24 protein-coding genes and 1 pseudogene are annotated in these 21,854 nt (G+C 43.0%); 11 read left to right on the forward strand and 14 right to left on the reverse strand.

Translation table 11 applies throughout. From position 1 onward, the window contains the following. Position 1: 1 nt before the first annotated feature. Positions 2–1,129: a homoserine O-acetyltransferase gene (locus K9H14_02835; protein MCG9479126.1), complete on the reverse strand. Its 1,128-nt coding sequence runs from the start codon at positions 1,127–1,129 to the stop codon at positions 2–4. A 125-nt stretch (positions 1,130–1,254) separates the two neighbouring features. Here K9H14_02835 and K9H14_02840 point away from each other — a divergent pair, with 125 nt between their 5' ends. Next, complete coding sequence (locus K9H14_02840) at positions 1,255–1,680, forward strand: Rrf2 family transcriptional regulator (GenBank protein MCG9479127.1); 426 nt, start codon at positions 1,255–1,257, stop codon at positions 1,678–1,680. Here the strand turns inward: K9H14_02840 and K9H14_02845 are convergent. Further along, positions 1,677–2,959, reverse strand: a pseudogene (locus K9H14_02845) (O-acetylhomoserine aminocarboxypropyltransferase/cysteine synthase). The gene K9H14_02840 and the pseudogene K9H14_02845 overlap by 4 nt on opposite strands. 110 nt (positions 2,960–3,069) lie before the next feature. Continuing rightward, positions 3,070–4,083, reverse strand: coding sequence for a class II fructose-bisphosphate aldolase family protein (locus K9H14_02850; GenBank protein ID MCG9479128.1), 1,014 nt, complete (start codon positions 4,081–4,083; stop codon positions 3,070–3,072). 167 nt (positions 4,084–4,250) lie between these two features. On the opposite strand from K9H14_02850, the gene K9H14_02855 reads away from it, so the two are divergent. Genes K9H14_02855 through K9H14_02870 form a run of 4 tightly spaced genes read left to right on the forward strand, consistent with a single transcriptional unit; the run spans position 4,251 to position 6,850 of the window. Next, entirely contained in the window at positions 4,251–4,487 is a 237-nt protein-coding gene (locus K9H14_02855) for an Lrp/AsnC ligand binding domain-containing protein (protein MCG9479129.1), read from the forward strand. Between the two features lie 26 nt (positions 4,488–4,513). Then, on the forward strand, positions 4,514–5,455 hold the full coding sequence (locus tag K9H14_02860; protein ID MCG9479130.1) for a prohibitin family protein: 942 nt from the start codon (positions 4,514–4,516) through the stop codon (positions 5,453–5,455). Positions 5,456–5,484: 29 nt separating this feature from the next. Next, positions 5,485–6,273 carry an HAD family hydrolase gene (locus tag K9H14_02865; GenBank protein MCG9479131.1) on the forward strand — a complete coding sequence of 263 codons (789 nt, stop codon included), beginning with the start codon at positions 5,485–5,487 and terminating at the stop codon, positions 6,271–6,273. Beyond that, complete coding sequence (locus tag K9H14_02870; GenBank protein ID MCG9479132.1) at positions 6,257–6,850, forward strand: VIT1/CCC1 transporter family protein; 594 nt, start codon at positions 6,257–6,259, stop codon at positions 6,848–6,850. The genes K9H14_02865 and K9H14_02870 overlap by 17 nt, the downstream gene beginning before the upstream one ends. A gap of 43 nt (positions 6,851–6,893) precedes the next feature. Here the strand turns inward: K9H14_02870 and K9H14_02875 are convergent, their stop codons facing one another. The 7 genes from K9H14_02875 to K9H14_02905 all read right to left on the reverse strand — a co-directional run bounded on the left by K9H14_02875 (position 6,894) and on the right by K9H14_02905 (position 13,822). Beyond that, a complete protein-coding gene (locus K9H14_02875) occupies positions 6,894–8,231 on the reverse strand; it encodes a glutamine synthetase family protein (GenBank protein ID MCG9479133.1) in 1,338 nt (445 codons plus the stop codon). Between the two features lie 76 nt (positions 8,232–8,307). Beyond that, the gene (locus K9H14_02880) at positions 8,308–8,649 is read right to left on the reverse strand and encodes a P-II family nitrogen regulator (GenBank protein MCG9479134.1); all 342 of its coding nucleotides are present in this window, start codon (positions 8,647–8,649) and stop codon (positions 8,308–8,310) included. A gap of 24 nt (positions 8,650–8,673) precedes the next feature. Further along, positions 8,674–9,915, reverse strand: a complete 1,242-nt coding sequence (locus K9H14_02885; GenBank protein MCG9479135.1) for an ammonium transporter — start codon at positions 9,913–9,915, stop codon at positions 8,674–8,676. 78 nt (positions 9,916–9,993) lie between these two features. Further along, positions 9,994–10,662, reverse strand: a complete 669-nt coding sequence (locus K9H14_02890; GenBank protein ID MCG9479136.1) for a winged helix-turn-helix domain-containing protein — start codon at positions 10,660–10,662, stop codon at positions 9,994–9,996. Between the two features lie 24 nt (positions 10,663–10,686). Then, positions 10,687–12,432 carry an NAD+ synthase gene (locus K9H14_02895; GenBank protein MCG9479137.1) on the reverse strand — a complete coding sequence of 582 codons (1,746 nt, stop codon included), beginning with the start codon at positions 12,430–12,432 and terminating at the stop codon, positions 10,687–10,689. Between the two features lie 3 nt (positions 12,433–12,435). Continuing rightward, positions 12,436–12,579: a hypothetical protein gene (locus K9H14_02900; protein ID MCG9479138.1), complete on the reverse strand. Its 144-nt coding sequence runs from the start codon at positions 12,577–12,579 to the stop codon at positions 12,436–12,438. 79 nt (positions 12,580–12,658) lie between these two features. Then, positions 12,659–13,822 carry a cysteine desulfurase gene (locus tag K9H14_02905; GenBank protein MCG9479139.1) on the reverse strand — a complete coding sequence of 388 codons (1,164 nt, stop codon included), beginning with the start codon at positions 13,820–13,822 and terminating at the stop codon, positions 12,659–12,661. Positions 13,823–13,953: 131 nt separating this feature from the next. Between K9H14_02905 and K9H14_02910 the strand changes: the two genes are divergently transcribed. Next, positions 13,954–14,547, forward strand: a complete 594-nt coding sequence (locus tag K9H14_02910) for a hypothetical protein (protein MCG9479140.1) — start codon at positions 13,954–13,956, stop codon at positions 14,545–14,547. On the opposite strand, the gene K9H14_02915 is transcribed toward K9H14_02910, so the two are convergent. Next, entirely contained in the window at positions 14,530–15,228 is a 699-nt protein-coding gene (locus K9H14_02915; protein ID MCG9479141.1) for a DUF2085 domain-containing protein, read from the reverse strand. The two genes, K9H14_02910 and K9H14_02915, sit on opposite strands and share 18 nt — an antisense overlap. A 1-nt stretch (position 15,229) precedes the next feature. Next, positions 15,230–16,174, reverse strand: a complete 945-nt coding sequence (locus K9H14_02920) for a hypothetical protein (protein ID MCG9479142.1) — start codon at positions 16,172–16,174, stop codon at positions 15,230–15,232. A 97-nt stretch (positions 16,175–16,271) separates the two neighbouring features. Between K9H14_02920 and K9H14_02925 the strand changes: the two genes are divergently transcribed. The 3 genes from K9H14_02925 to K9H14_02935 all read left to right on the forward strand — a co-directional run bounded on the left by K9H14_02925 (position 16,272) and on the right by K9H14_02935 (position 18,081). Next, a complete protein-coding gene (locus K9H14_02925; protein MCG9479143.1) occupies positions 16,272–16,937 on the forward strand; it encodes a histidinol phosphate phosphatase domain-containing protein in 666 nt (221 codons plus the stop codon). Between the two features lie 143 nt (positions 16,938–17,080). Next, positions 17,081–17,419: a DUF4190 domain-containing protein gene (locus K9H14_02930; protein ID MCG9479144.1), complete on the forward strand. Its 339-nt coding sequence runs from the start codon at positions 17,081–17,083 to the stop codon at positions 17,417–17,419. After that, positions 17,413–18,081, forward strand: coding sequence for a DUF2085 domain-containing protein (locus K9H14_02935; protein MCG9479145.1), 669 nt, complete (start codon positions 17,413–17,415; stop codon positions 18,079–18,081). The genes K9H14_02930 and K9H14_02935 overlap by 7 nt, the downstream gene beginning before the upstream one ends. Positions 18,082–18,143: 62 nt before the next feature. On the opposite strand, the gene larE is transcribed toward K9H14_02935, so the two are convergent. After that, positions 18,144–18,941 carry an ATP-dependent sacrificial sulfur transferase LarE gene (gene larE / locus K9H14_02940; protein MCG9479146.1) on the reverse strand — a complete coding sequence of 266 codons (798 nt, stop codon included), beginning with the start codon at positions 18,939–18,941 and terminating at the stop codon, positions 18,144–18,146. A gap of 91 nt (positions 18,942–19,032) precedes the next feature. Here larE and larC point away from each other — a divergent pair, with 91 nt between their 5' ends. Then, a complete protein-coding gene (gene larC / locus K9H14_02945) occupies positions 19,033–20,205 on the forward strand; it encodes a nickel pincer cofactor biosynthesis protein LarC (protein ID MCG9479147.1) in 1,173 nt (390 codons plus the stop codon). A 38-nt stretch (positions 20,206–20,243) separates the two neighbouring features. Here the strand turns inward: larC and K9H14_02950 are convergent, their stop codons facing one another. Continuing rightward, positions 20,244–21,347 carry an AI-2E family transporter gene (locus K9H14_02950; GenBank protein ID MCG9479148.1) on the reverse strand — a complete coding sequence of 368 codons (1,104 nt, stop codon included), beginning with the start codon at positions 21,345–21,347 and terminating at the stop codon, positions 20,244–20,246. A 186-nt stretch (positions 21,348–21,533) separates the two neighbouring features. On the opposite strand from K9H14_02950, the gene K9H14_02955 reads away from it, so the two are divergent. Beyond that, a complete protein-coding gene (locus tag K9H14_02955) occupies positions 21,534–21,854 on the forward strand; it encodes a hypothetical protein (protein MCG9479149.1) in 321 nt (106 codons plus the stop codon).

Here is a 21,854-nt window from a genome sequence, read left to right on the forward strand (position 1 = left end):
TTCAGCTCCCCAAGGAATTAAGGAAACCCCTGGCTGCATCCTTAAATTTTGGCAGATCCAGCAGAAAGGAATCATGGCCAAAAGGAGATTCAATATTGCAGTAAGCGGTATCCAGTCCATTAATTTTTAAAGCCTTTACTATCTTGGCAGACTCCTGCTGTGGATACAACCAGTCAGAAGAAAAAGAGATAACCAAAGATCTGGCCTTAACTCCCTTAAGGGCTTCTGCCAGGTTGCTATGTTTACCGTAGATATTAAAAGCATCTATGGCCTTGGTTATATAAAGGTAGGAGTTGGGATCAAATCTTTTTACAAAGGATTCCCCCTTGTATTGCAAATAGCTTTCCACCTCAAATTCTTTTAAAAAATCTATACCTTCTACTTTGTTGTTATAAGTTTTTCTGCCAAATTTTTGATGCATTGATTGCTGGCTAATATAAGTTATATGCCCAATCATCCTGGCAATCTTAAGGCCTACCAGGGGTTTATTCTCTTGCGGATAATAGTTGCCCCTTTTCCAGTTGGGGTCAGATATTATGGCATATCTGCCCACGCTGTTAAAAGCAATAGCCTGGGCTGTATGGCTGGCAGCAGTAGCAATAAATATTGCAGCTTCGGTCTGATTTGGATAGCTTTTTGCCCACTGCAGGGCCAACATTCCTCCCATGGAGCCTCCTGCTACTGCCAGTAATTTGGTAATGCCCAAGTGCTTTAAGAGCTCCTTTTGTGGTTTGAGCATATCAGAAATAGTGATAGGAGGAAAAGATACACCATAAGGCTTGCCGGTTTCCGGGTTTATAGAACTGGGGCCGGTTGATCCTTTACATCCTCCCAGCACATTTGCACAAATTATGAAAAATTTATCAGTGTCAAAAGGCTTGCCTGGCCCAATCATAAAATCCCACCAGCCCGGCTTGGTATCTTCCGGGGAATTAAAAAAAGCTGCATGGGCATCGCCTGACAGGGCATGGAATACAACTATGGCATTGGATTTGCTGCTGTTCAGGCTGCCATAGGTTTCATATGCTACTCTTACCGGCGAGATTTGCTTCCCACACTCCAGCCGTAATGGCTGCCCGGAAGGGTAAGCATCAAAATATTGGGTTTTTATAATTTCCTTTTTTGTCATATAATTACTATTAATACTATAGAATTTATAGGGAATAATAATATAACCCTAAGTAATTGTCAATTAAGCAATTATATTATACAATACTTTTTCTATAAGAATACTAATAATATGATTATAATACTATGAAAATATCAACCAGAGGAAGATACAGCACCCGGCTGATGCTTGAGCTTGCCTCCAGGCACAACCAGGGACCAATATTTCTAAAGGACATAAGCAAAGCCCAGGACATATCCCTTAAATACCTGTCCCAGCTGATAATACCCTTAAAAATTGCAGGACTGGTGAAATCCACCCGCGGGGCCCATGGCGGATACACACTGGCCCGGGAACCGGAAAATATAACTTTAAGAGAAATTGTGGAGGCTGTAGAAGGACCCATAGCTTTGGTAGAGTGTATAAACGACCCCCAACTGTGCTACCGGTATGGAGAGTGCGTAAGTAAAGAAATTTGGGCTGAGATAACCAAGGATATATACATGAAACTGGACTCAATTAACCTTAAGCAAATGCTGGCCAAACAGGAGAAATTAGAAAAAGAAGTCTAGCTCCCAGACTTTTCTAAAGCCTGTTCCAGATCATCAATTATATCTTGTATGCTTTCAATCCCTACCGACAGCCTAATAAAGTCATCAGTTATACCGGCAGACTCTCTCTGTTCTAAGCTTAACTGTTGATGGGTAGTGGTAGCAGGTGTATGGCCAGGGATTTGGCATCCCCGATATTTGCTAGATGAGAAAAAAGATTTAACGATTCTATGAATTTTTTACCAGCACCCAGGCCTCCCTTTATGCCAAAACCGACCATGGCCCCATAACCCTTATCAAGGTATTTTTTGGCTAAACTGTAGGTAGGATGTGTATCCAGCCCCGGATATTTAACCCAGTTAACCCGGGAATGATCATTCAGATATCTGGCCACGGTTAGGGCGTTTGAACTATGTCTTTCCATCCTGAGGGAAAGGGTTTCCAGGCCCAACAGCAAAAGGAAAGCATTAAACGGAGACAGGCATGAACCCATATCTCTTAACATCTGTACCCTGGCTTTGGTTATAAAGGCAGCATTGCCGAACTTTTGGGTATAGACCAGGCCATGGTAACTGGGGTCTGGCTGGTTAAGCGATTTAAACCTATCGGATTGGTCCCAATTGAATTTTCCAGAGTCAATGATTGCTCCGGCAATAGAAGTCCCGTTGCCGCATATGAATTTGGTTGCAGAGTGTATAACAATATCTGCCCCCCATTCTATAGGTTTTAGCAAATATGGAGAGGCCAGTGTATTGTCAATTATAAGAGGGATGCCGTGGCTATGGGCAATCTCTGATAAAGCTTTTATATCCAGCACATCAAGATTAGGATTTCCAATTGATTCAGCATAAATAGCTTTGGTGTTCTTTTCCACTGCATTGTCGAAACCTTCAAGATCTGAAGGTTTGATAAACTTAACCTCTATACCCAGTTTGGCCAGGGTATGTTCAAAAAGAGTAAAGGTTCCTCCATACAGGGAAGAAGAAGATACAATCTGGTCTCCCGACCCGGCGATATTTAGAATTGAAAGGGTCTCTGCTGCCTGCCCGGAGGAAGTTGCCAGAGCTCCAACCCCTTGTTCAAGAGAAGCTATTCTTTCTTCAAAGACTTCTACTGTTGGGTTCATAATACGGGAATAAATATAACCCGGTTTATCCAATGCAAATAGGTCTGCAGCATGAGCAGTATCTTCAAAAAGATAGGAAGAGGTCTGATGGATAGGCACTGCTCTGGAACCGGTGGAATCTTTTTTAAAGCCCTGATGTATAGCCCTGGTCTCAAAACCGTATTTCTTACTCATTGTCTCACCTATAAACTATAAATTCTATTGAATTAATAGTTTATATATATTATACCTTAAAAATATTATGTCAATTCTTTTTAAGGCTTGAGGTTTTGTATATAGGAGACTTATTTATTATTGAGCTGTGACAGAACCTCTTTGGAAATTCTTTCTACCAGGTCTGAATAAAGTACGGCCTTGCTCTCCGGCTGGAATCTGGGATCAATAAGTTCGCAACTTTTTTCATCACAAGAGATGCATAAAGATTTTTCACCGACGCATTTTTTGGCGCTCCCAAAGACCCTGAGCCTGTCTTTTACGGTGTCTTTAGCAGCAGCCATGGCCTTGTTTACCAGGTCGGGGTAGCTAATGGCCCCCGGGTTTTCCTGCAGGTATTTTCTGGCAGCATCTACTGCATTATTGGACATCCCGGTGTAGAAGTTTATCTTGCATATTCCCATGCTGACTGCTTTCCTGAAATCATTATCAGAGATTCCTGAACCTCCATGAAGGACCAGGGGGATATCAGCAGTATCCCTGATGGCTGCCAGCCGGTCAAAGTCAAGCTCCGGCTCTCCCTTGTACAATCCATGGACATTGCCGATAGCTATAGCCATGGCGTCGACACCGGTTTCATTGGCAAATCTTTCAGCTTCTTCAACTTTGGTAAACAACTCTTTTTGGGCTGCATGAGCAGTAGCAGCCTGTTCTCCAACTGCTTCTCCGCCTACTGCGCCTATTTCTCCCTCTACACTAACCCCTACACCATGAGCAACTTTTACCACTTCTTTGGTTCTGGCAATGTTTTCTTCCAGAGGAAATCTGCTGCCGTCAAACATAACTGAAGTAAAGCCAGCCCTAATAGCCCTCATAACCGTTTGCAGGCTCTGGCCATGATCCAAGTGTACGCAAATAGGAATCCTAACCTTGTCTGCTGCATGTGTAATAGCTGGTCCTATTTCTTCAAAATTCAAATATTTAAAATGAACCTCGGCTACCTGCATGATTATGGGAGAGCTTTCCTCAAGGGCAGAATCTATAAGGGTATCGATTAGATCGAGGTTGGTGATATTGAAAGCACCTACCGCATACTTATTCTGTTTGGCGTGAGTTAATAAATCGTTTAAGTTGATAAGAGCCATAAAATTTTTCCTTTTGCCTTGCTTGTTAATTATATAGTGACCTAAATTATATAAATACTTTTTTTTAAAATCAACCATTATATAACCCATGGCCGGCGGCAAGTAGAAAAAAGGATTAATAAATGTTATATTCCTATCTGTATTTAAATTTTAACAGGGGGGAAAAAATGACTTATGCATATGTCCTGATTAAATCAGATCAGGGCAAGCAGAATGATGCTTTGGCCAAGATAAGCAAGATGAAGGGCGTGGAAACCGCCCATACGGTTACTGGACCTTATGATATCGTTGCCTATGTAGCGGCAGAAGACATGGCTTCTCTGGGCAGAACGGTTATATCAAAGATACAGAATCTGAACATGATAAAAGATACCATGACCTGTATCGTTCTTGATTTATTATAAATGTAGTTTAAAGACAAGGAGAAATTATGAAATTAATTCCCAAAGTTATAACAGGAGTTGTTATTTTTATAGTGGCGCTGGTACTTATACTGAATAGTTTTATAGTAGTACAGGCAGGTAACGTAAATGTGTTAACCCAGTTTGGAGAGACTATAGGGGTAACTTTTTATCCCGGCTTGCATGCTAAAATTCCTTTTGTACAGAATACAGTTAATTACTCTACCCGCCAGGTTACCTATGAAACCAGTGATGCACCGGATGCCAGTACTGCCAATTATCCTGATTTTGCGGTGGACACCACCTCTTCAGACGGCCAGCAGATCCAGCTGAAATACACCATAAGGTTTTCAATTGACGGGAAACAGGCAGAATGGGTGCTAAACAATATTGGCACCATGGATGACCTGGTAGAAAAGGTAGTAAAAGCTGAAGCCAGGTCCCTGGCCAGGAATATACCCAAAAAATATACTGCCCTTCAACTGTACTCCGAACAGGTATTTGATGTTCAGGACGAGCTTGAAGATACACTGAGGCCAATCTTTGATAATAACGGGGTAATTCTTGATGAATTTTTATTGAGGAAAATTGATTTTACCGAAGAGTATTTTAGCGTACTGGAAGAAAAGCAGATTGCAGAGGAAAGAATTGAGGTAGAACGAAATATCCTGGAACAGGAAAGAATAAGAAAAGAACAGGTTATTATACAGGCAGAAGCAGAAGCGCAAGAGATTACTATCAGGGGTGAATCATTAAGGGAATATCCGGAAATTATACAGTTAGAGTTCATCCAGAAACTATCTCCCAATATAAGCTGGGGCATCCTTCCGGAAGGTATAGTACCTCTGGTGGATTTAGGAGACCTGCAGGGACAGACGCAAGAGCTTCCTGGCCAACAGCAGAGCACTCCCACTTCAGTAGAACCGGAAGAAACAGAGGAAACTGAAACCCAGGAATCTATAATTGAATAAGGAAAAGGAGAAAAGTATTGGTCCAGTTAGTGGCAATAGATCTTGACGGCACACTGTATAACTCTGATTCCAGGGTTAGCTCTGAAAACAGAAGGGCAATAGCAGAATGCCTAAAACGTAAAATAAAGGTAATAATTACTACCGGCAAGACCATATCTTCTGTGTCCCAGGTAATAGACCAGTTAAATCTGGTAGATCCCCAGACAGTATCCGGGGGTTCGGCAATAATTGACCGGGATAAAAAAGTGCTGTTCAAGCTTAATATACCCACTGACTTGGCCAATGAAGTGGTTCTTTTAACCAGAAAATATAATAAAGGCCTGGCTTTAAGTGCAGATGACGGATTGCTTTATTATGAAAAAGACCATCCGGGTATAGATTATATTGCCAAGACCGGTGATAAGACAGTTAAGGTAGAGGACCTAACCCAAGAAAAGATAATTTCCAGGGCGCTGGTATTTACGGTTACTATTGATGCCCAGGATGAGTTTAACCGCATAATTGAAAAGGAGCTGGGCCAGAAACTGAAATTTAGAAGGGGCGGCCCCATATTCTTAACCGCAGTCAACAAGAGTGCAGGTAAGGCTTTTGCTCTCAAAAAAATTCTGGAAAAATTCAATATTCAACCTTACCAAGTGGCAGCCATAGGAGACAGTGAAAATGATCTGGGGATGTTGAATCTTGCCGGCATAGCCATTGCTATGGACAATGCCCCCCAGGCAGTTAAACAGATAGCAGATCATGTGGTTAGCGATAATGACAACCATGGAGTAGCGGAAGCCCTGTACAGGTATGTCTTAAATGGAAAGAATGGATAATTTTGTAGACAGGATAAAGACCTATAACCGGATCACCAATATGTCCAAACTGGTTAGGAGGTATTTTGCCGTAAACGGCTTTGATGGGGTAATAACCATCATCGGGGTACTTACAGGTAATTTTATAATAGAAACCACCAGCTACTCCAATGTACTGATAACCGGTCTGGCTGTATGCATTTCACTGGGTGTTTCCGGGGTTTGGAGCGCTTATAACAGTGAAAGTGCTGAAAGGAAGAAGGAAATAGACGATCTTGAAAAATTCACCCTGCATAATCTGGATAAGACAGTAATCCATTATGCCCAGGGTTATGCTACCAAGGTGCTGGCAGCAGTAAATGGATTGTCGCCGGTTATTACCGCCCTTATTCCCATTATTCCTTTTTTCTTTGGAAGCATAATCCCTCTAAACATTTCTTTCTATCTATCTTTTGGGCTGGCTTTTTTAGTTTTAGTGGGTATAGGTTTGTTTTTGGGGAAAATATCCAGGACCAGTTTGATAATAAGCGGGATAAAAATGGTAGTAGCCGGCGCATTTACTGCCGGGTTAAGCTTCCTGCTTTCATTTATAGACTAGATAGACAAGCAGGCGGCACTGCCTGCTTGTCTAACTGCTTTAACTACAGTACGGAGAGATATGTTTCCAGCTCATAATTGGACACATGGGTACGGTATCTATCCCATTCAATTTTTTTGTTCTCTATAAATTTATAGAATATATGGTCACCCAGGGTCTTTCTCATCAGCTTGCTTTTTTCCATGAACTTAACTGCTTCAAACAGGTTATTGGGAAGGGTATCTATTGAGGCTTTGGCCCTCCTTTTTTCATCCATTTCAAAAATATTTTCTTCTATAGGATCGGGCAATATATAATTGTTGGCTATTCCGTCCAGCCCTGCAGCCAGCATTACCGAGAAGGCAAGGTAAGGATTGCAGGCAGGATCAGGACACCTGAACTCAATCCGGGTAGAAGCTTCTTTGCCTGGCTTGTACATGGGGACTCTTACCAAAGTTGACCGGTTCCTTCGAGCCCAGGATATATAAACTGGAGCCTCATACCCCGGTACCAGCCTCTTGTAAGAGTTAACCCACTGATTGGTAACCGCTACAATATCCTTGGAATGCTTGAGCAAGCCTGCTATATATGCTTTAGCTTCCTTGGAAAGGTTATAACTGTCACTGGGATCATGGAAAGCATTCTTATCCCCTTTAAACAATGACTGGTGGGTATGCATACCGCTGCCGTTAATTCCAAATATAGGTTTGGGCATAAAGGTAGCATATACTCCATGATTGGTGGCTACTTCTTTTACCAGCAGCCTGTAGGTCATAGCATTATCGGCCATAGTAAGGGCATCGGTATATCTGAGGTCAATCTCGTGCTGGGAGGGGGCCACTTCATGATGTGAATATTCTACCCCGATCCCCATAGCTTCCAGGTATAGTACCGTATCCCTTCTAAGCCCACTGGCCACATCCAGGGTAGTTAAATCAAAATAACCGCCTTTATCCAGCACCTCGGGAAGACCTTCATCTGATTTAAAATAGAAGAATTCAAGCTCGGGACCTACATAAAAAGTGTAGCCCAGATCTTTGGCTTTCTTAAGTGTCCTTTTTAATACCCAGCGAGGGTCTCCGTCAAAATGGGTTCCATCAGGATTCAGGATATCGCAGAACATCCTGGCTACTCCATGCTCTTCCGGGCTCCAGGGAAGTATCTGGAAGGTGTTGGGGTCAGGCATGGCGATAACATCGCTTTCCTCTATTCTGGAAAAACCTTCGATTGAAGACCCGTCAAAACCCATTCCTTCCTCCAGGGCTCCTTCCAGCTCTTCTACGGTTATAGCAAAGCTCTTCAGGAAACCCTGTACATCGGTAAACCACAACCGGATAAACTTGATACCGTTATCTCGCGCTTTCTTTAAAACATATTCTTTCATCTGTTCTGTATTTTCCATATTTCCTCCTGTTAACTTATTTTAAAAGTATTATACCTTAAAAACTGTAATGATTATGTTAAATCTGTGTAAACTTTTATCCAATGGCGCTGGTGCCCTCTTCTCCGGTCCTGATTCTTATGCACCGGTCCAGCTCAATTATAAAGATCTTGCCATCGCCGATATTACCGGTTCTGGCACCTTCGGTAATGGCCTTGATGGTAGGTTCCACAAACTCGTCATTAACCGCTATCTCCAGACGTACTTTCTTTAACAGATTAACTTCATGTATGACCCCGCGGTAAGTTTCCGTATAGCCTTTCTGCTGTCCGCAACCCAGTACATTGGTAACCGTCATTTTATATATCTGTTGGTCGAACAGGGCTTTTTTAACATCGGGCAGCTTATGCGGCTGTATCATGGCAATTATTAATTTCATAATATTCTCCCCTGTAATAAGTTATTAATCATTCTGAAAAATCTGAAACCCTGCATAGGCTTCCATTGCATGCTCTTCAATATCCAGCCCCTTGATTTCGGTTTCCCTGGATACCCTGAGTCCTATGGTCCTCTTAATTAAATAAAAGGCACCCAGCATAATGGTAAAAGTCCAGGCAAACACACTGACTACTCCTGTCAACTGTATCCCTAACAACCTGAAACCGCCTCCAAAGAACAGCCCGGCGGTATCACCATAGCCGGCCAGGGCAGCAAATTCAGGCTGGGCAAAAAAACCTACAGATAAGGTGCCAAAAGCCCCGCATAGTCCATGAACCGAGATAGCTCCCACCGGATCATCTATCCCTAACTTTTTATCTAGAAAATCTACCGACAGGCTGCATAGAACCCCTGCTGCCAAACCTATTATTACCGCACTCAAGGGAGAGACTACTGCACATCCTGCAGTTATGGCTACCAGGCCGGCCAAAGCACCATTGAGGGTCATGGAAGCATCAGGCTTCTTGTAACGCAGCCATACAAAAAACATGGCACTGACCGAACCTGCAGATGCGGCCAAACAAGTGGTAACTGCTACCGTGGAGATAGCCTGACTTGAACCGGAAAGAGTGCTGCCGGCATTAAACCCGAACCAGCCAAACCATAGTATGAATACCCCTAAAGCAGCCAGCGATATATTATGGCCGGGGATGGCATTGGAAGAACCATCAGGATTGTATTTACCAAAACGGGGACCCAGCACCATGGCTCCCGCCAGAGCAGCCCATCCGCCCACTGAATGCACTACCGTAGAGCCGGCAAAATCAATCATGCCCAGCCCGGAGAGCCAGCCGCCGCCCCAGATCCAGTGTCCGGCTATGGGATAGATAACTGCAGTTATTATAACTGTGTACACCAGGTAACTTTTAAACCTGGTTCTTTCGGCCATGGCTCCGGAAACAATAGTGGCCGCAGTGGCTGCAAACACTGCCTGAAAAATCCATACAGCAAAGTTGGATGTATCTGCGGGATTGGTAAGAGACAGCCAGAAACTGTCTATGCCTATAAAACCACCAAAATCTGAACCAAACATCAGGCCAAAACCCAGAAAGAAGAAAACCAGACTTCCCAGGCTGAAGTCCATAATGTTTTTCATAAGGATGTTAACAGTATTCTTGGCTCTGGTAAAACCAGTTTCTACCATGGCAAAACCGGCCTGCATGAAAAATACCAGAAAGGCTGCCAATAAAATCCAGATAGTATCCATAAAACCTCCACAAAATTATTTATGATGGAGGTTATTCTAGCTTAAGATTATTTCCATTAAGTTAAGGGGAAGTTAAATCTATGTTAAATCAGGGGAAAACATATAGCCAACGCTTCTGACTGTTTTAAGCATTAAATTGTAGGGGGACGGCAATTTGGACCTTAATCTACGAATATGTACATCCACGGTCCGGCTGCCCCCGTAGAAGTCATAATCCCAAACCATTGACAGCAGCTTGTCCCTGGAAAAAGCATGATCCTGATTGTCCATCAATAGCTTTAACAGCTCATATTCTTTGTAGGTGAGCTCTATGGGCTTATCTTTTATGCTGAGTTCATACTTATCCAAGTTCAGCACCATCTCTCCCACAGAAAGGCAGTTGGCAGGATTTATAAGCTCTTTATTTACCATCATCCGGTCCAGCCTGAAGGGCAGCTCTGAGGATAGTTGGGGATAAAAAATTACATCAAAAGTACTTAATTCTGGCTTAAGCAGCAGATCGGATTGTTCATAGGCAGCCAGTAACAGGACCGGCAGCCCTGCCTGGTTTATCTGGTCCACCAAACTAAGGGGATAATCCTCTGGTTGCTTACATCCGGTAATATCCACCGCCGCCAGGCTGTATTTATTTAAATCCAGAATTTCAGGGGCCTCTAAAAAGCTTTCTATATGATACGGCTTGGCCAGAAGTTTTTTCTCTATTTGTTTTAGGTTTTGCTCAGCATCTGAAAACACTATTATATTCATAACTGCCGCCTCCGGGGCAGGTGCCTAACTAAGCCTGAATCCATTGGTAATGGGATACCTGCGATCTTTGCCGAATGCCCTGGGGGTAATTTTAATGCCCGGGGCTCCCTGCCTCCTTTTGTACTCACTGAAGTCTACCATATTAATTACTTTCTTTACCAGCTGTGGATCAAAGCCCATATCAATTATGGCCTGATGGTCTTTTTCTTCTTCTATATATGCTTTCAGTACCGAATCCAAAAGTTTATATTCCGGCAGACTGTCCTGATCCTTCTGTTCCGGTTTTAATTCAGCTGAAGGGGGCTTGTCTATAATATTGCGGGGGATAATATTACCATATTTCTGGTTGATGAAGTTACAGATACTATAAACCGTAGTCTTATACACATCCTTTATGGGAGAAAATCCCCCCACCATATCTCCGTAAAGGGTGCTGTAACCAACGCTGACCTCACTTTTATTTCCGGTTGCCAGCACCAGCCATCCATATTCATTGGACATAGCCATAAGCAGATTACCCCTAATCCTTGCCTGCAGATTCTCCTTGGTAATGTTTATCTGGCTAGTTTTTAAATAGCTGTCCAGCTCCTTTATATAGGAATCATATATTTTAGAAATCGGAATGGTCATATAATTTATATCCAGATTTTTGGATAGGGCCACCGAGTCTTCTATGCTGCCTTCAGAAGAAAATATGGAAGGCATAAGCACCGCATTTACATTTGGATAGCCCAGGGCAAGCCAGGCCACTACTGCGGTAAAGGCTGAATCAATACCGCCGCTTAAGCCCAGCACCACTTTACTGAAGCCGTTTTTTACAACATAATCCCTGGTCCCCAGCACCAGGGCCTTTAAAATTTCTTCTTCCGTGTTGCTTATCTCCTGATGGTAGAAATCTTTTGCCGGTTCCGGTCTGCTGCTTTTATTATTAATCTTATAACCGGTTTCTACCACTTTTAAACAACCGGCACGTTTAGACAGGGTTTGTCTCTGGTCCTTGAATTTTTTATCTCCCAGCCTGGAAAATTCAACTCCGGTGGTATCTAGGTCCAGAATTATGGTGTCCTGGCAAAAAGGCTTGGCTCTGGCCAGAATCTGTCCTTCGGGCCCAATAACCATACTGCTGCCGTCAAACACCAGCTCATCCTGTCCGCCTACCAGATTGACATACAGAATATTTGCCCGGTTTTCCACTGCTCTTGCAAAAAGCAGTTTTTCCCTTTCCTGTATCTTGCCGGTGTAATAAGGGGAAGCTGAAATATTAATAATCAGGGGGGCATCGCCCAGCATAGCCTGTACGCTTGCCGGTCCCAGTGAATAATAAATGTCCTCACAAATATTTATGCCTACGGGTACCGGGCCGGCCATAAATACCACATTCTGGGACCCCTTCTGGAAGTATCTTTCCTCATCAAAAACGGAGTAATTGGGAAGCAGCTGTTTTTTGTATATACAGGATATCTTCTTATTGCATATTACGGCGGCTGCATTATAGAGGCCCTGGTCCTGATAGGCAAAGCCGGTTACCGCTATTATGTCCTGAGTAAAATCAGCCAGTTTTTCCAAAAATGATTGGTTTTCTTTTATGAAGGCAGGCTTGAGCAGCAGGTCTTCAGGAGGATATCCGGTGAGGCAAAGCTCGGGAAATACTGCTATATCTGCCTGTTGGTCCCTTGCTTGCTGCAGATGCCGGGCAATGAGCTGGTAGTTATGTCTGATATTTCCCACTACCGGGTTAATCTGTGCTGCATAAATCCTTAGAATAGTTATAATTTACTCCTTTTTGAATTTATCATCTGAATCTATATCTTCCTTATAGATTAAGCCCAAATCCACTGTATTAATAGGTATCCCGGGGCCATATGCCCCGGACAGGGCATTTATTGCCGGTTGGGTGGATATCTTGCTGTCAGTCATCAAACCTTCTTTTACGCCATGGTTATTAATGTATATTCTAATAAAATAATGGAATTAATAAAAATGCAATACAAAATATTTAACTAAAAGAAGAAGATCTCAGCTTGTTGACTATCGGCGGGAATACCTTTAAGAAGTAGTCTATCTGTTCCAGGGTATTTTCAAATCCCAGGGTAATGCGTATAGACCCCACCGCTTCCTCACAGCTTAGCCCCAGAGACATCAGGGTAGCCGAAGGCTTGGCAGAAGAAGAAGCGCAGGCAGAACTTCCCGACACAGCTATTCCTGCCTGGTCCAGTTCGGCAACTATAGCCTGGCCGCTGATATTTTTGAGGGTGAAGTTACAGTTGCCGGGAAGCCTTTTGGCAGGGTGGCCGCAGAGCTTGATATCCTTCACTGTCCTTAGCAGCCCATCTATCAGATACTCCCGTAATACGGTAAGCCGTATAATCTTGTCCACCAAATTATGGTGGCCTATCCTTGCTGCTTCAGCCAGGCCTACAATACCGGGCACGTTTTCTGTTCCCGACCGCAGGTTGCGCTGCTGGCCGCCTCCAAAGATCTGGGGCATTATCTTGGTGCCTTTCTTAATATAAAGGGCTCCTACACCTTTGGGCCCGTATATTTTATGACCGGATACTGATAACAGGTCTACATTTAGTGCGGATGCATCAGTGTCTATATTGCAGAAACTCTGTACAGCATCAGTATGAAAAATTATTCCTTCCTGGCGCAGAATGCTGCCAATATGTCTTATGGGCTGTATGGTACCAAACACATTATTGGCATGCATTATAGTAACCAGTATGGTTTCTTTGGTAATTGAATCTTTGACCAGCCGGGGATCCACCAAGCCCTGGCTGTCTACAGGCAAAAGGGTTATCCTGTATCCTTTCCTTTCCAGCATTTTCAGGGGGATGTTTACTGACGGGTGCTCTATGCTGGTGCTTATAATATGGTTTCCTTTCTGGCGGTAGGCTTCCGCTATGCCAAAAATAGCCAGATTATTGCTTTCGGTGCCTCCGCTGGTAAAAATAATCTCAGAGGGGTTTGCGCCCAGGGCAGAAGCCACCTGTTTTCTGGCTGATTCTACTTGCTCTTGTGCCTGCTTGCCCAGCCTGTGGCCTGCGGAGGGATTTCCGTAAATGTTATTTAAACATTGGGCGATCTTTTGGGCCACTTCCGGTAAAACCGGAGTTGTAGCGCTATGGTCAAAGTATATATATGTGGAAGAATAGTCCATATCATACTAATTTAATGGCATAAATCGAATTAAAAACTACCACCCTTTCGCCGAGCTGTCAATAAACAATTATTGTTTTGGAAACTAAATGATTAAAATGATTTAATTTATAAGGTATAATAATCCAAAAAATGAAAAAGTTTGCCAAAACCATATCTTATATATTTGACGGGTCCTACATATCGATTCCCGTCTATATTGTTATCTGCCTAACAATAGTGGACAGCTGGATAGCAGCTATAGGCTGGGCTCTGCTGTGCATCCTTTTTGCCACTATAATACCTTTTTTATACGTATTTATACTGTACCGTAAAAAGAAGATATATGATTTGCACCTGCCCAACAGGGAAAACCGGATCAGACCCCTAATAGTGGCCCTGATAAGCTATATAATGGGATTTTTTATCCTGTATGTGCTGGGATCACCCCTGTTTTTAAAAGCAATTTTTGCAGTAAGCATAGTAAATGGTTTGATTCTGACCACTATTACCTATTTCTGGAAAATTAGTTTCCACACCAGCTGGATTACGGTTACCGCTATAACCTTTTATATCCTGTTTGGGCATTGGATGCTTCTGCTTCTTTTGCTGATACCTTTTATTGGCTGGGCCAGGGTTACTATTAAAAGACATACCATAATGCAGGTAATACTTGGTTCGATAATATCGGCCATAGGAACCATCTTTATATATTCCAGGTATGGGTTTTTACATCTGAACCTGTAAGACAATTCTCTGGGCCAGGCCATGCACAAGATAAAAAGCATACAGTTCCAGGGAAGCCAGAACCAGGGCTGAAACTGAAGGAATAATCAAATTTTTTGAAAAAAGCCGGTCTGCTTTCTGGGCCAGGGGAGGTACCAGCAGCATTACCGTCAGGTTTATAAAGTAAAAGGTAAAAGCGACCGAAAAAGCAGAAAGGTAGTAAAAGAATAATCCGGTAAAGTCCCACCGTGCCAGGGTAAGGGCAATAAATGCCCCCAAGCTTCCCAGGAATACGGCAAGTTTCCACTTTTCTGCCAGTATTCTATCTTGGGTGGATTGCCGGTAGTACTGAAAGACAAACACCGGATATATTATGGCCATAATGGATGCACCGCATAAAAAACCGGTTATAAACCTTACAATATTATTGGTAGATATAACTGACAGATAGGAGAGCAGGCCGTCAACCAGGGTAGAGGCAATAAACAGCAGCAAAATAATTAAAACCCAGACCGGGGGAAGTCCGCTCTGCCGTTTTCGGTACAGGGCAAAAAGCAGCAAAGCAGAAATAAAGAAACCCAGGTATATGCCATTGCACCGGGCACAGATGTTTATCAAAATGGGCCCGAAAGACAGGCATCTTTCAGGGAGCTGGTGGCAGACTGCAAAACCAATCTTTTCAATAATTATATCTATAAGCATATCAGTATTTTTTCATATCGTCTTCCAGCCGGTTAAAACCACGGTCAATCATCATTATAAGTATTTTATGCAGGGAAGGATTGGATGAGGCAACAGTAGACATCTGGTATTCTTTGCCTATACCCATAAGGGGATGGCTGGTCAGATCCCTGCCATAAGCGTCGGTTACCACTCCTCCTGATTCCTTGAGCACCAGGTAACCGGCAGCAATATCATATGGATAGTTATTAATGATGCTCCCCTGGCCAACATGCATATAGTTTTTTTCCAGAACCGGGAAATCTGTAACCAGCCGGTGGCCAATATCAATATAACAGTCCAGCTGTCCGGATGCCACCTTGGTCATAGAGAAGGAAGCGCTGCCCAGTCCAAAAAGGGTACCATTAAAATTAGACACATCAATAAGCTCTTCCAGCACCGCTATAAGAGGCACTATGGGCCTACCCCTCAGGCCTATGGACCAGAACAGGGAATCAATTTCTGAATTGTTGGAAGGAGAGGGCTTATAGCTGTGGTTTTTTTCAATAATTATTATGCCTTCACCCTTTTTAGCACAGTAAAGCCGGCCTGATTTTATTTCCTGAACCACCGCTAAATTTATATCTCCCAGGACAGCTTCTTCGCTGTAGGGGCAGGCAGCAATAGAAATACAGCTGGATTCCAGTCCGCAGGCAGCAGCCCGGGTTCCATCTATGGGGTCGATAATAAGCAGATCCCGGGGTTTTCCCACCCCTACCAGCCCCCGGTCTTCGGAATAGTAAGCTATATCCCGGGCCTCTTTTTCCAGGTAGTTGGATAAAAAATGTTCGGATATATCATCTATAAAAAAGGTTGAATCTCCACCTATGGCCTTGCCCGAAATTCTTTTGGACTCGGGCTTGCCAAAATAGGGAAGTACTGTTTCCCTTATTTTATGGGAAAGTTCTATTATCTGTTTCTCTTCCATTGCCTAAGAAGTTTACTATAACTTTAATCAAAATTATAGTTTTATTAATATTATATTGGTAGAATAAAGCTAATTTTATGTCTAGAAAGGTTTGGCCATGATATATGATTTTCATACACACACCTTTTTCTCTGATGGAATTAACAGCCCAATTGAATTGATCCGGTATGCGGTCTCTTACGGGTACGGATGCATAGCTCTAACCGATCATGCAAGTTACTCCAATATTGATTTTGTACTGGAGAATGTGGTCAAGGATTGCCAGCTGGCCCAAAAATACTGGGATGTTGTGGCAATACCGGGAGTAGAGATAACCAATGTGCCGGCCAAAAGCATTGACCAGATGGCAGAATATGCCAAAAGCAAAGGTGCAAAATTGGTGGTGGTTCATGGCCAGTCAATTGTGGAAAGGGTAGAAGAAGGAACCAACTGGGAGGCGGTTAATTCCAGACATGTTGATATTCTGGCCCATCCGGGGCTGATTACCGAAAGGGAAGCAAAAGCAGCTGCCGAAATGGATATTTTTTTAGAAATTTCAGGTAGAAGCGGCCACAGCCTGGGCAATGGCCGTACAGTCCTTAAGGCCAACCAGGCGGGAGCCAGGTTGTTGATAAATACTGATTCTCATAGCCAGAATGATCTGTTTAAGCAAGAATTCCAGGAGGAGGTTGGCCTGGGAGCAGGGCTTAGTCCGGAGGAAGTAAAAGAAATTATTAAGGTTAATGCTAAACTGATGCTAAAAAAGATAGGTGTCGGTTCCTGATAAAACTTATATCTCTATGTGCCTAAAATAGATATTTTATGGCTATAGCAGCCATACACAGATAAGTTTTAGTATTATTTTTTCTGTTGACAATGAATTGTAGTTGATGAAATAATTAATAAAAAGTAATAGTAAGGATTGGTATGAACGATAAAGAAGAAGTAGAAGAAGTCAAATCCGAGATAATCAATGCTGAGCAAAAGCCAGGAGTAATGGCTATTGTTTCCCTGATTCTGGGTATTGTTGCCGTACTCTGTTGCTGGATCCCTTTCCTGAATTTTATTCTGGGAATAGCTGCCATAGTGTTGGGTATATTGGAACTTAAGAATATTAAGAAGAAGAGTACCAGCGACAAGGGTAAAGTAATGGCTATTGTAGGTATAGTCCTGGGTGGAATAATAGTAGTATGGGGCATAGTTTCCATAATAACCCTGGGGGCAGCATACCTTATGAATATGCCTAGAATGTACCAGAGTTGGTAATAAGGGACATACTCTACTTTTTAGGGGCAAGCCTCTGCCACCAGAATGCATATAGATCTTTTGCGCCCAATGGGCTTGCTATGCCGGTATGCTCCCGGTGCACCGGCATTTATATTGCATTTTTATTATCACTGATTGTAATGGTGGTTCTGGACCGGAGAGCTAAAATCAACCTCCCTCCCAAAAAAATTTTATGGGGTATGCTGGCTGTACTGCTGGTCATGGGGGCAGATGTGGCAGTTTCAACCCTTCAAATCTATGACTCCGGCAATATTATAAGGTTTTTTACCGGTTTCATGTTTGGCTGGAGCCTTCCCCTGGTATTGCTGCCTTTAAAGAATTTATTACTGTTTCGGACCGGTGTAAACAGCTACTACCTTAAGTCAAAAACCAGATGGGCGGCCTGGGCCAGCCTCGGTGTTTTGTTTATGGCCGCTTTTTATTTTTCCAGGGCACCACTGTTCTGGCTATGGTCGACCCTGTCGGTATTGGGACTGGTTGTATTTGCTGCCCTGTTGCTGGTTCTGTTAATCAGCCTATTCCCTAATTGCGGAGGCAGGGTAACCAGGGGCTGGATGCAGGCAGGGGCATACCTGGCCGGTTTTATTGCTTCCCTTCTTATCCTGAGCGGCCTTTCTGCCCTGAGAATTTACTGGTTTTAATATGGCAGATACAGGTCTGGTGCAGTTTAAACCATAATCTTTGGTTTATATGAGAAGGTAATTTAAAGGTTCTCGTCCATGCTTCCCGACCTGAAGCCGGCCAGGTCTATGGTGATATAATTAAAACCCAGCCCGGTCAGGTAATCATGAATCTTATGGTTGAGCTGGTTTTTAAACAGCAGCGGCAGTTTATCTGGCTGCAGCTCTATCCTGGCCAACGGATGGTGATACCTTACCCTTACCACCTCAAAACCCAGCTCCTTTATATACTGCTCTGCCAGGGCAATCTGATTGAGATGCCGGGCATCAAGTTTTTGGCCGTAGGGTATCCGGGATGCAAGGCAGGCTGAAGAAGGCAAATTATAATTGGACAGGCCCAGCAACCCGGCGCATCGCCTTACCTCTTCTTTGGTAAATCCCAGCCGGGCTAGAGGGCTTAGCACTTTCATCTGTTGTAAAGCCCGGATGCCGGGCCGGTAGCTGTTAAGATCATCTACATTACTGCCTTCAATAATATGGTTGAATCTTAGTTGCTGCTGCAGGCTGCCAATATTGGAAAAAATGTTTTGCTTGCACCAGTAGCACCGGTTTCTGGGGTTGTCCCTTATGTTCTCTACCTCCAGCAAATTCAGGGTAAGAAGATATTGTTTTATACCAATTTCCTGAGCTATTTTACGGGATTGGTCTGCTTCCTGCCGGGGTACAAGTTCGGATACCGCAGTAGCGGCAACCGCCGAATCCCCCAGAGTACAATAAGCAATCTTTGCCAGCAGGCTGCTGTCTACGCCTCCCGAAAAGGCCACTACTGCAGATTTGAGGTTATAAATATACTTTTTTAATTTTTCAATTTTTTCACGCATAGGGTATTATCATGTTATCAGCAACATGGTTTAATTGAAATTATATTTAAATTAAGGCTGGATTTCGCCAGGTTAAAGCGGAGGGATTTTAATGGATAAATTTCTATATATTGACTGTTTTTCAGGGATAAGCGGGGATATGATGGTAGCCGCCCTGCTGGATTTAGGTTTGGACCTGGAAATAATCCGGCAGGAGCTAAAAAAACTGCCCCTAGAAGGTTATGAAATAGAACTGCTGGAGACCAGAGTAAAATCTCTGGCTGCTAAAAAGTTTGAGGTAAAGATAATAGAGCAAGAAAGCAGGAACTACCGGGATATCCGGAGCATGTTAGAACAAAGCAGGCTGAAAGAAAGCATTAAAAAGGATAGCCTGGATATGTTTGGGATACTAGCCCGGGCTGAAGCTAGGGTTCACGGCTGCAATGAAGAACAGGTTCATTTTCATGAGGTGGGGGCCATAGACTCCATCGTGGATATAGTCAGTGTGGCTACTGCCATAGATAAACTAAAAATTACCGGAGTTTACAGTTCAAACATACCTCTGGGCAGGGGCATGGTGGACTCAGATCACGGGAAGATACCGGTTCCTGCCCCAGCAGTTTTGGAGATACTTAAAGGCTTGCCGGTATATGCAGGGCCCTTTGAGTTTGAAACCACTACTCCTACCGGGGCGGCAGTTATTAAAAAATATGTCCAGGATTTTATACCCCTGCCGGAAGCGTCCATTGAAGCTGTTGGCACCGGGGCGGGCAGCCGCCAGCATACAAGCATTCCCAATGTTCTGAGGCTTCTAAAATTTAGCACACCGGTTGAGGCCAAACCATCCGGCCTTAAATTACTGTCTGCCAATATAGATGATTTAAGCCCGGAAATTATGGGATATGTGGCTGAAAAACTGTTAGAGCAGGGAGCCCTGGATGTATGGATTGAAAATATATTAATGAAAAAGGGAAGACCGGGATTCAAACTGTGTGTACTGGCTCCTGCCGCCAGGGAAAACCAGCTCACATCTTTAATCTTTTGCCAGACTACTACTCTGGGAGTGCGCAGCATAAGCGTGGACAGACATACTGTTGACAGACAGGTAATCCAGTTAAACTTAAGCTATGGAAAAGCCTTGATTAAACTGGGGCTCTATAAGGGTAAAGTAGTAACCGCAGAACCTGAATACGAATCCTGCTTTTCCCTGGCCCAGCAAACCGGCAGGCCTTTAAAACAGGTTTATCAGGAGGTAAAGCAGATCTACCATGAGAAAGCGGAGTAGCCGCTTCTTTTAAGGTATTGGGTCTATTTGTATTGTGCCTAATGAGTAAGATTTCTTTTTTCCAGGAGGTAAAATTTCAGGATTTCCTGCACGATGGCTACTATAGGAACCGCTAACAGCAATCCCCAGAAACCGAAGATAGCACCTCCGGCAATAAGGGAGAAGATTATTACGGCCGGGTGAATACTTACCTGGTATTTCATTATAGTAGGAGTTATAAAATAGTTATCTATCTGCTGTATGGCAATGAACAGCAGAACTACCAGCAAGGCTTTTAAGGGGGATATAAACAGTGCGGTAAGGGCTGCCGGTACTGCACCCAGAATTGGGCCCAAAAATGGTACCATGTTGAGGATGCCTGCTATAAAGCCCAGCAGTATCGCAAAATCCACCCTTAAGATCAACAGCACTATGGTACACAAGACCCCCACAATAAAGGATATCAGTAGCTGTCCTCTCAGATACCTGCCGGCCACCATGTTTATCTTGTCTATAAGAGTTACTGCCTGGGGCCTTAAACTGACCGGCAGCACTTTTATAAATATGCTTCTAAGCTTATTGGTATCCTTCAGGACATAAAACCCTATTATGGGGCCTATTATAAAATTAACCACCCAGTTTATTATGTTCTTGGTAAAGATAGTGGCCTGCTGAAATAGGTCTATCCGGTTTAGGTCCATTCTGTCCAAGAAATACTGGGTAATGGCACTGGTATCCCTGGGAATAAATTCACTCCCCATTAAATTTTCAACATTCTGGACAAGGGTGCTGTTGGTTAAAAAATCATCAATTACCGTGGTCAGGTTTTCCAGATAGGAAGGGAAATTACTAATAAAAACCTTAAACTGGTCTATCACCAGGGGAATAAGGAAAAAGAATACATTAAAGATTATTCCCAGAAATAATATATAAGTAATGATTACTGCAAATATTTTTTTCATCTTTCTCTGCAGAAGCAGAACCAGGGGGGTAAGCAGATAGGCGATAGCTATGGCAATGAGCAGGGGGATAACTGCCAGCTTAATCAAATAGACAAAATAAAACAGCAGCCCTATTATAATCAGCAACCCTATAATTGACCAGCAGAATATTCCTACTCTTTTGATTGAATCAGTATTTTTTTGGGGCTGTTTTGAATTCATTTCTTTTAGTACTTTTTTACAAATTATATAAGTATTTATAACTTATAACAACATACAAGTTTTATATTGGATATCATGGCAACTGATTGAAGTAGCATAGTTATTGTGATAAAGTTTAAAATCAACAAAATTATTTTTTTGAGGTATAAATTGCTCAAGGATACATTAGGTGCCTATATTGATAACATGGCAAAATTTCTTATTTTTATAGGTGCCAGCCTGTTAATTATTCTGGTGCTTTTTCTGGTTTCAAACCGGCATAAGAAAGCTGGCCTGAAAACCATGGAAGGATTTAAAAAAGGACCATACCTGTATAAGAACCTGATGGCACTGGGTACTGTTTTTTTAACCCTTATATTTTCTATATTGTTTATATCAGATATAATTCTTCTGATATACGAATTAAAGCTGGGGCCACCCCTGTATATTCTGGCAGGTTTTATCCTCCTTTTAATATTTATGTCTGCATATGTGGTAAAATCCAGGGTATTTAACCAGGACAGTTAA

The sequence above is a fragment of the Actinomycetes bacterium genome (assembly GCA_022396035.1).
Taxonomy (GTDB): Bacteria; Actinomycetota; Humimicrobiia; order Humimicrobiales; family Humimicrobiaceae; genus Halolacustris.

Coding starts and splice junctions, on each gene's coding strand:
- K9H14_02835 (MCG9479126.1), bottom strand. CDS start 1,129: ATGACAAAAAAGGAAATTATAAAAACCCAATATTTTGATGCTTACCCT.
- K9H14_02840 (MCG9479127.1), top strand. CDS start 1,255: ATGAAAATATCAACCAGAGGAAGATACAGCACCCGGCTGATGCTTGAG.
- K9H14_02850 (MCG9479128.1), bottom strand. CDS start 4,083: ATGGCTCTTATCAACTTAAACGATTTATTAACTCACGCCAAACAGAAT.
- K9H14_02855 (MCG9479129.1), top strand. CDS start 4,251: ATGACTTATGCATATGTCCTGATTAAATCAGATCAGGGCAAGCAGAAT.
- K9H14_02860 (MCG9479130.1), top strand. CDS start 4,514: ATGAAATTAATTCCCAAAGTTATAACAGGAGTTGTTATTTTTATAGTG.
- K9H14_02870 (MCG9479132.1), top strand. CDS start 6,257: ATGGAAAGAATGGATAATTTTGTAGACAGGATAAAGACCTATAACCGG.
- K9H14_02875 (MCG9479133.1), bottom strand. CDS start 8,231: ATGGAAAATACAGAACAGATGAAAGAATATGTTTTAAAGAAAGCGCGA.
- K9H14_02880 (MCG9479134.1), bottom strand. CDS start 8,649: ATGAAATTAATAATTGCCATGATACAGCCGCATAAGCTGCCCGATGTT.
- K9H14_02885 (MCG9479135.1), bottom strand. CDS start 9,915: ATGGATACTATCTGGATTTTATTGGCAGCCTTTCTGGTATTTTTCATG.
- K9H14_02890 (MCG9479136.1), bottom strand. CDS start 10,662: ATGAATATAATAGTGTTTTCAGATGCTGAGCAAAACCTAAAACAAATA.
- K9H14_02900 (MCG9479138.1), bottom strand. CDS start 12,579: ATGACTGACAGCAAGATATCCACCCAACCGGCAATAAATGCCCTGTCC.
- K9H14_02905 (MCG9479139.1), bottom strand. CDS start 13,822: ATGGACTATTCTTCCACATATATATACTTTGACCATAGCGCTACAACT.
- K9H14_02910 (MCG9479140.1), top strand. CDS start 13,954: ATGAAAAAGTTTGCCAAAACCATATCTTATATATTTGACGGGTCCTAC.
- K9H14_02915 (MCG9479141.1), bottom strand. CDS start 15,228: ATGCTTATAGATATAATTATTGAAAAGATTGGTTTTGCAGTCTGCCAC.
- K9H14_02920 (MCG9479142.1), bottom strand. CDS start 16,174: ATGGAAGAGAAACAGATAATAGAACTTTCCCATAAAATAAGGGAAACA.
- K9H14_02925 (MCG9479143.1), top strand. CDS start 16,272: ATGATATATGATTTTCATACACACACCTTTTTCTCTGATGGAATTAAC.
- K9H14_02930 (MCG9479144.1), top strand. CDS start 17,081: ATGAACGATAAAGAAGAAGTAGAAGAAGTCAAATCCGAGATAATCAAT.
- larE (MCG9479146.1), bottom strand. CDS start 18,941: ATGCGTGAAAAAATTGAAAAATTAAAAAAGTATATTTATAACCTCAAA.
- larC (MCG9479147.1), top strand. CDS start 19,033: ATGGATAAATTTCTATATATTGACTGTTTTTCAGGGATAAGCGGGGAT.
- K9H14_02950 (MCG9479148.1), bottom strand. CDS start 21,347: ATGAATTCAAAACAGCCCCAAAAAAATACTGATTCAATCAAAAGAGTA.
- K9H14_02955 (MCG9479149.1), top strand. CDS start 21,534: ATGGCAAAATTTCTTATTTTTATAGGTGCCAGCCTGTTAATTATTCTG.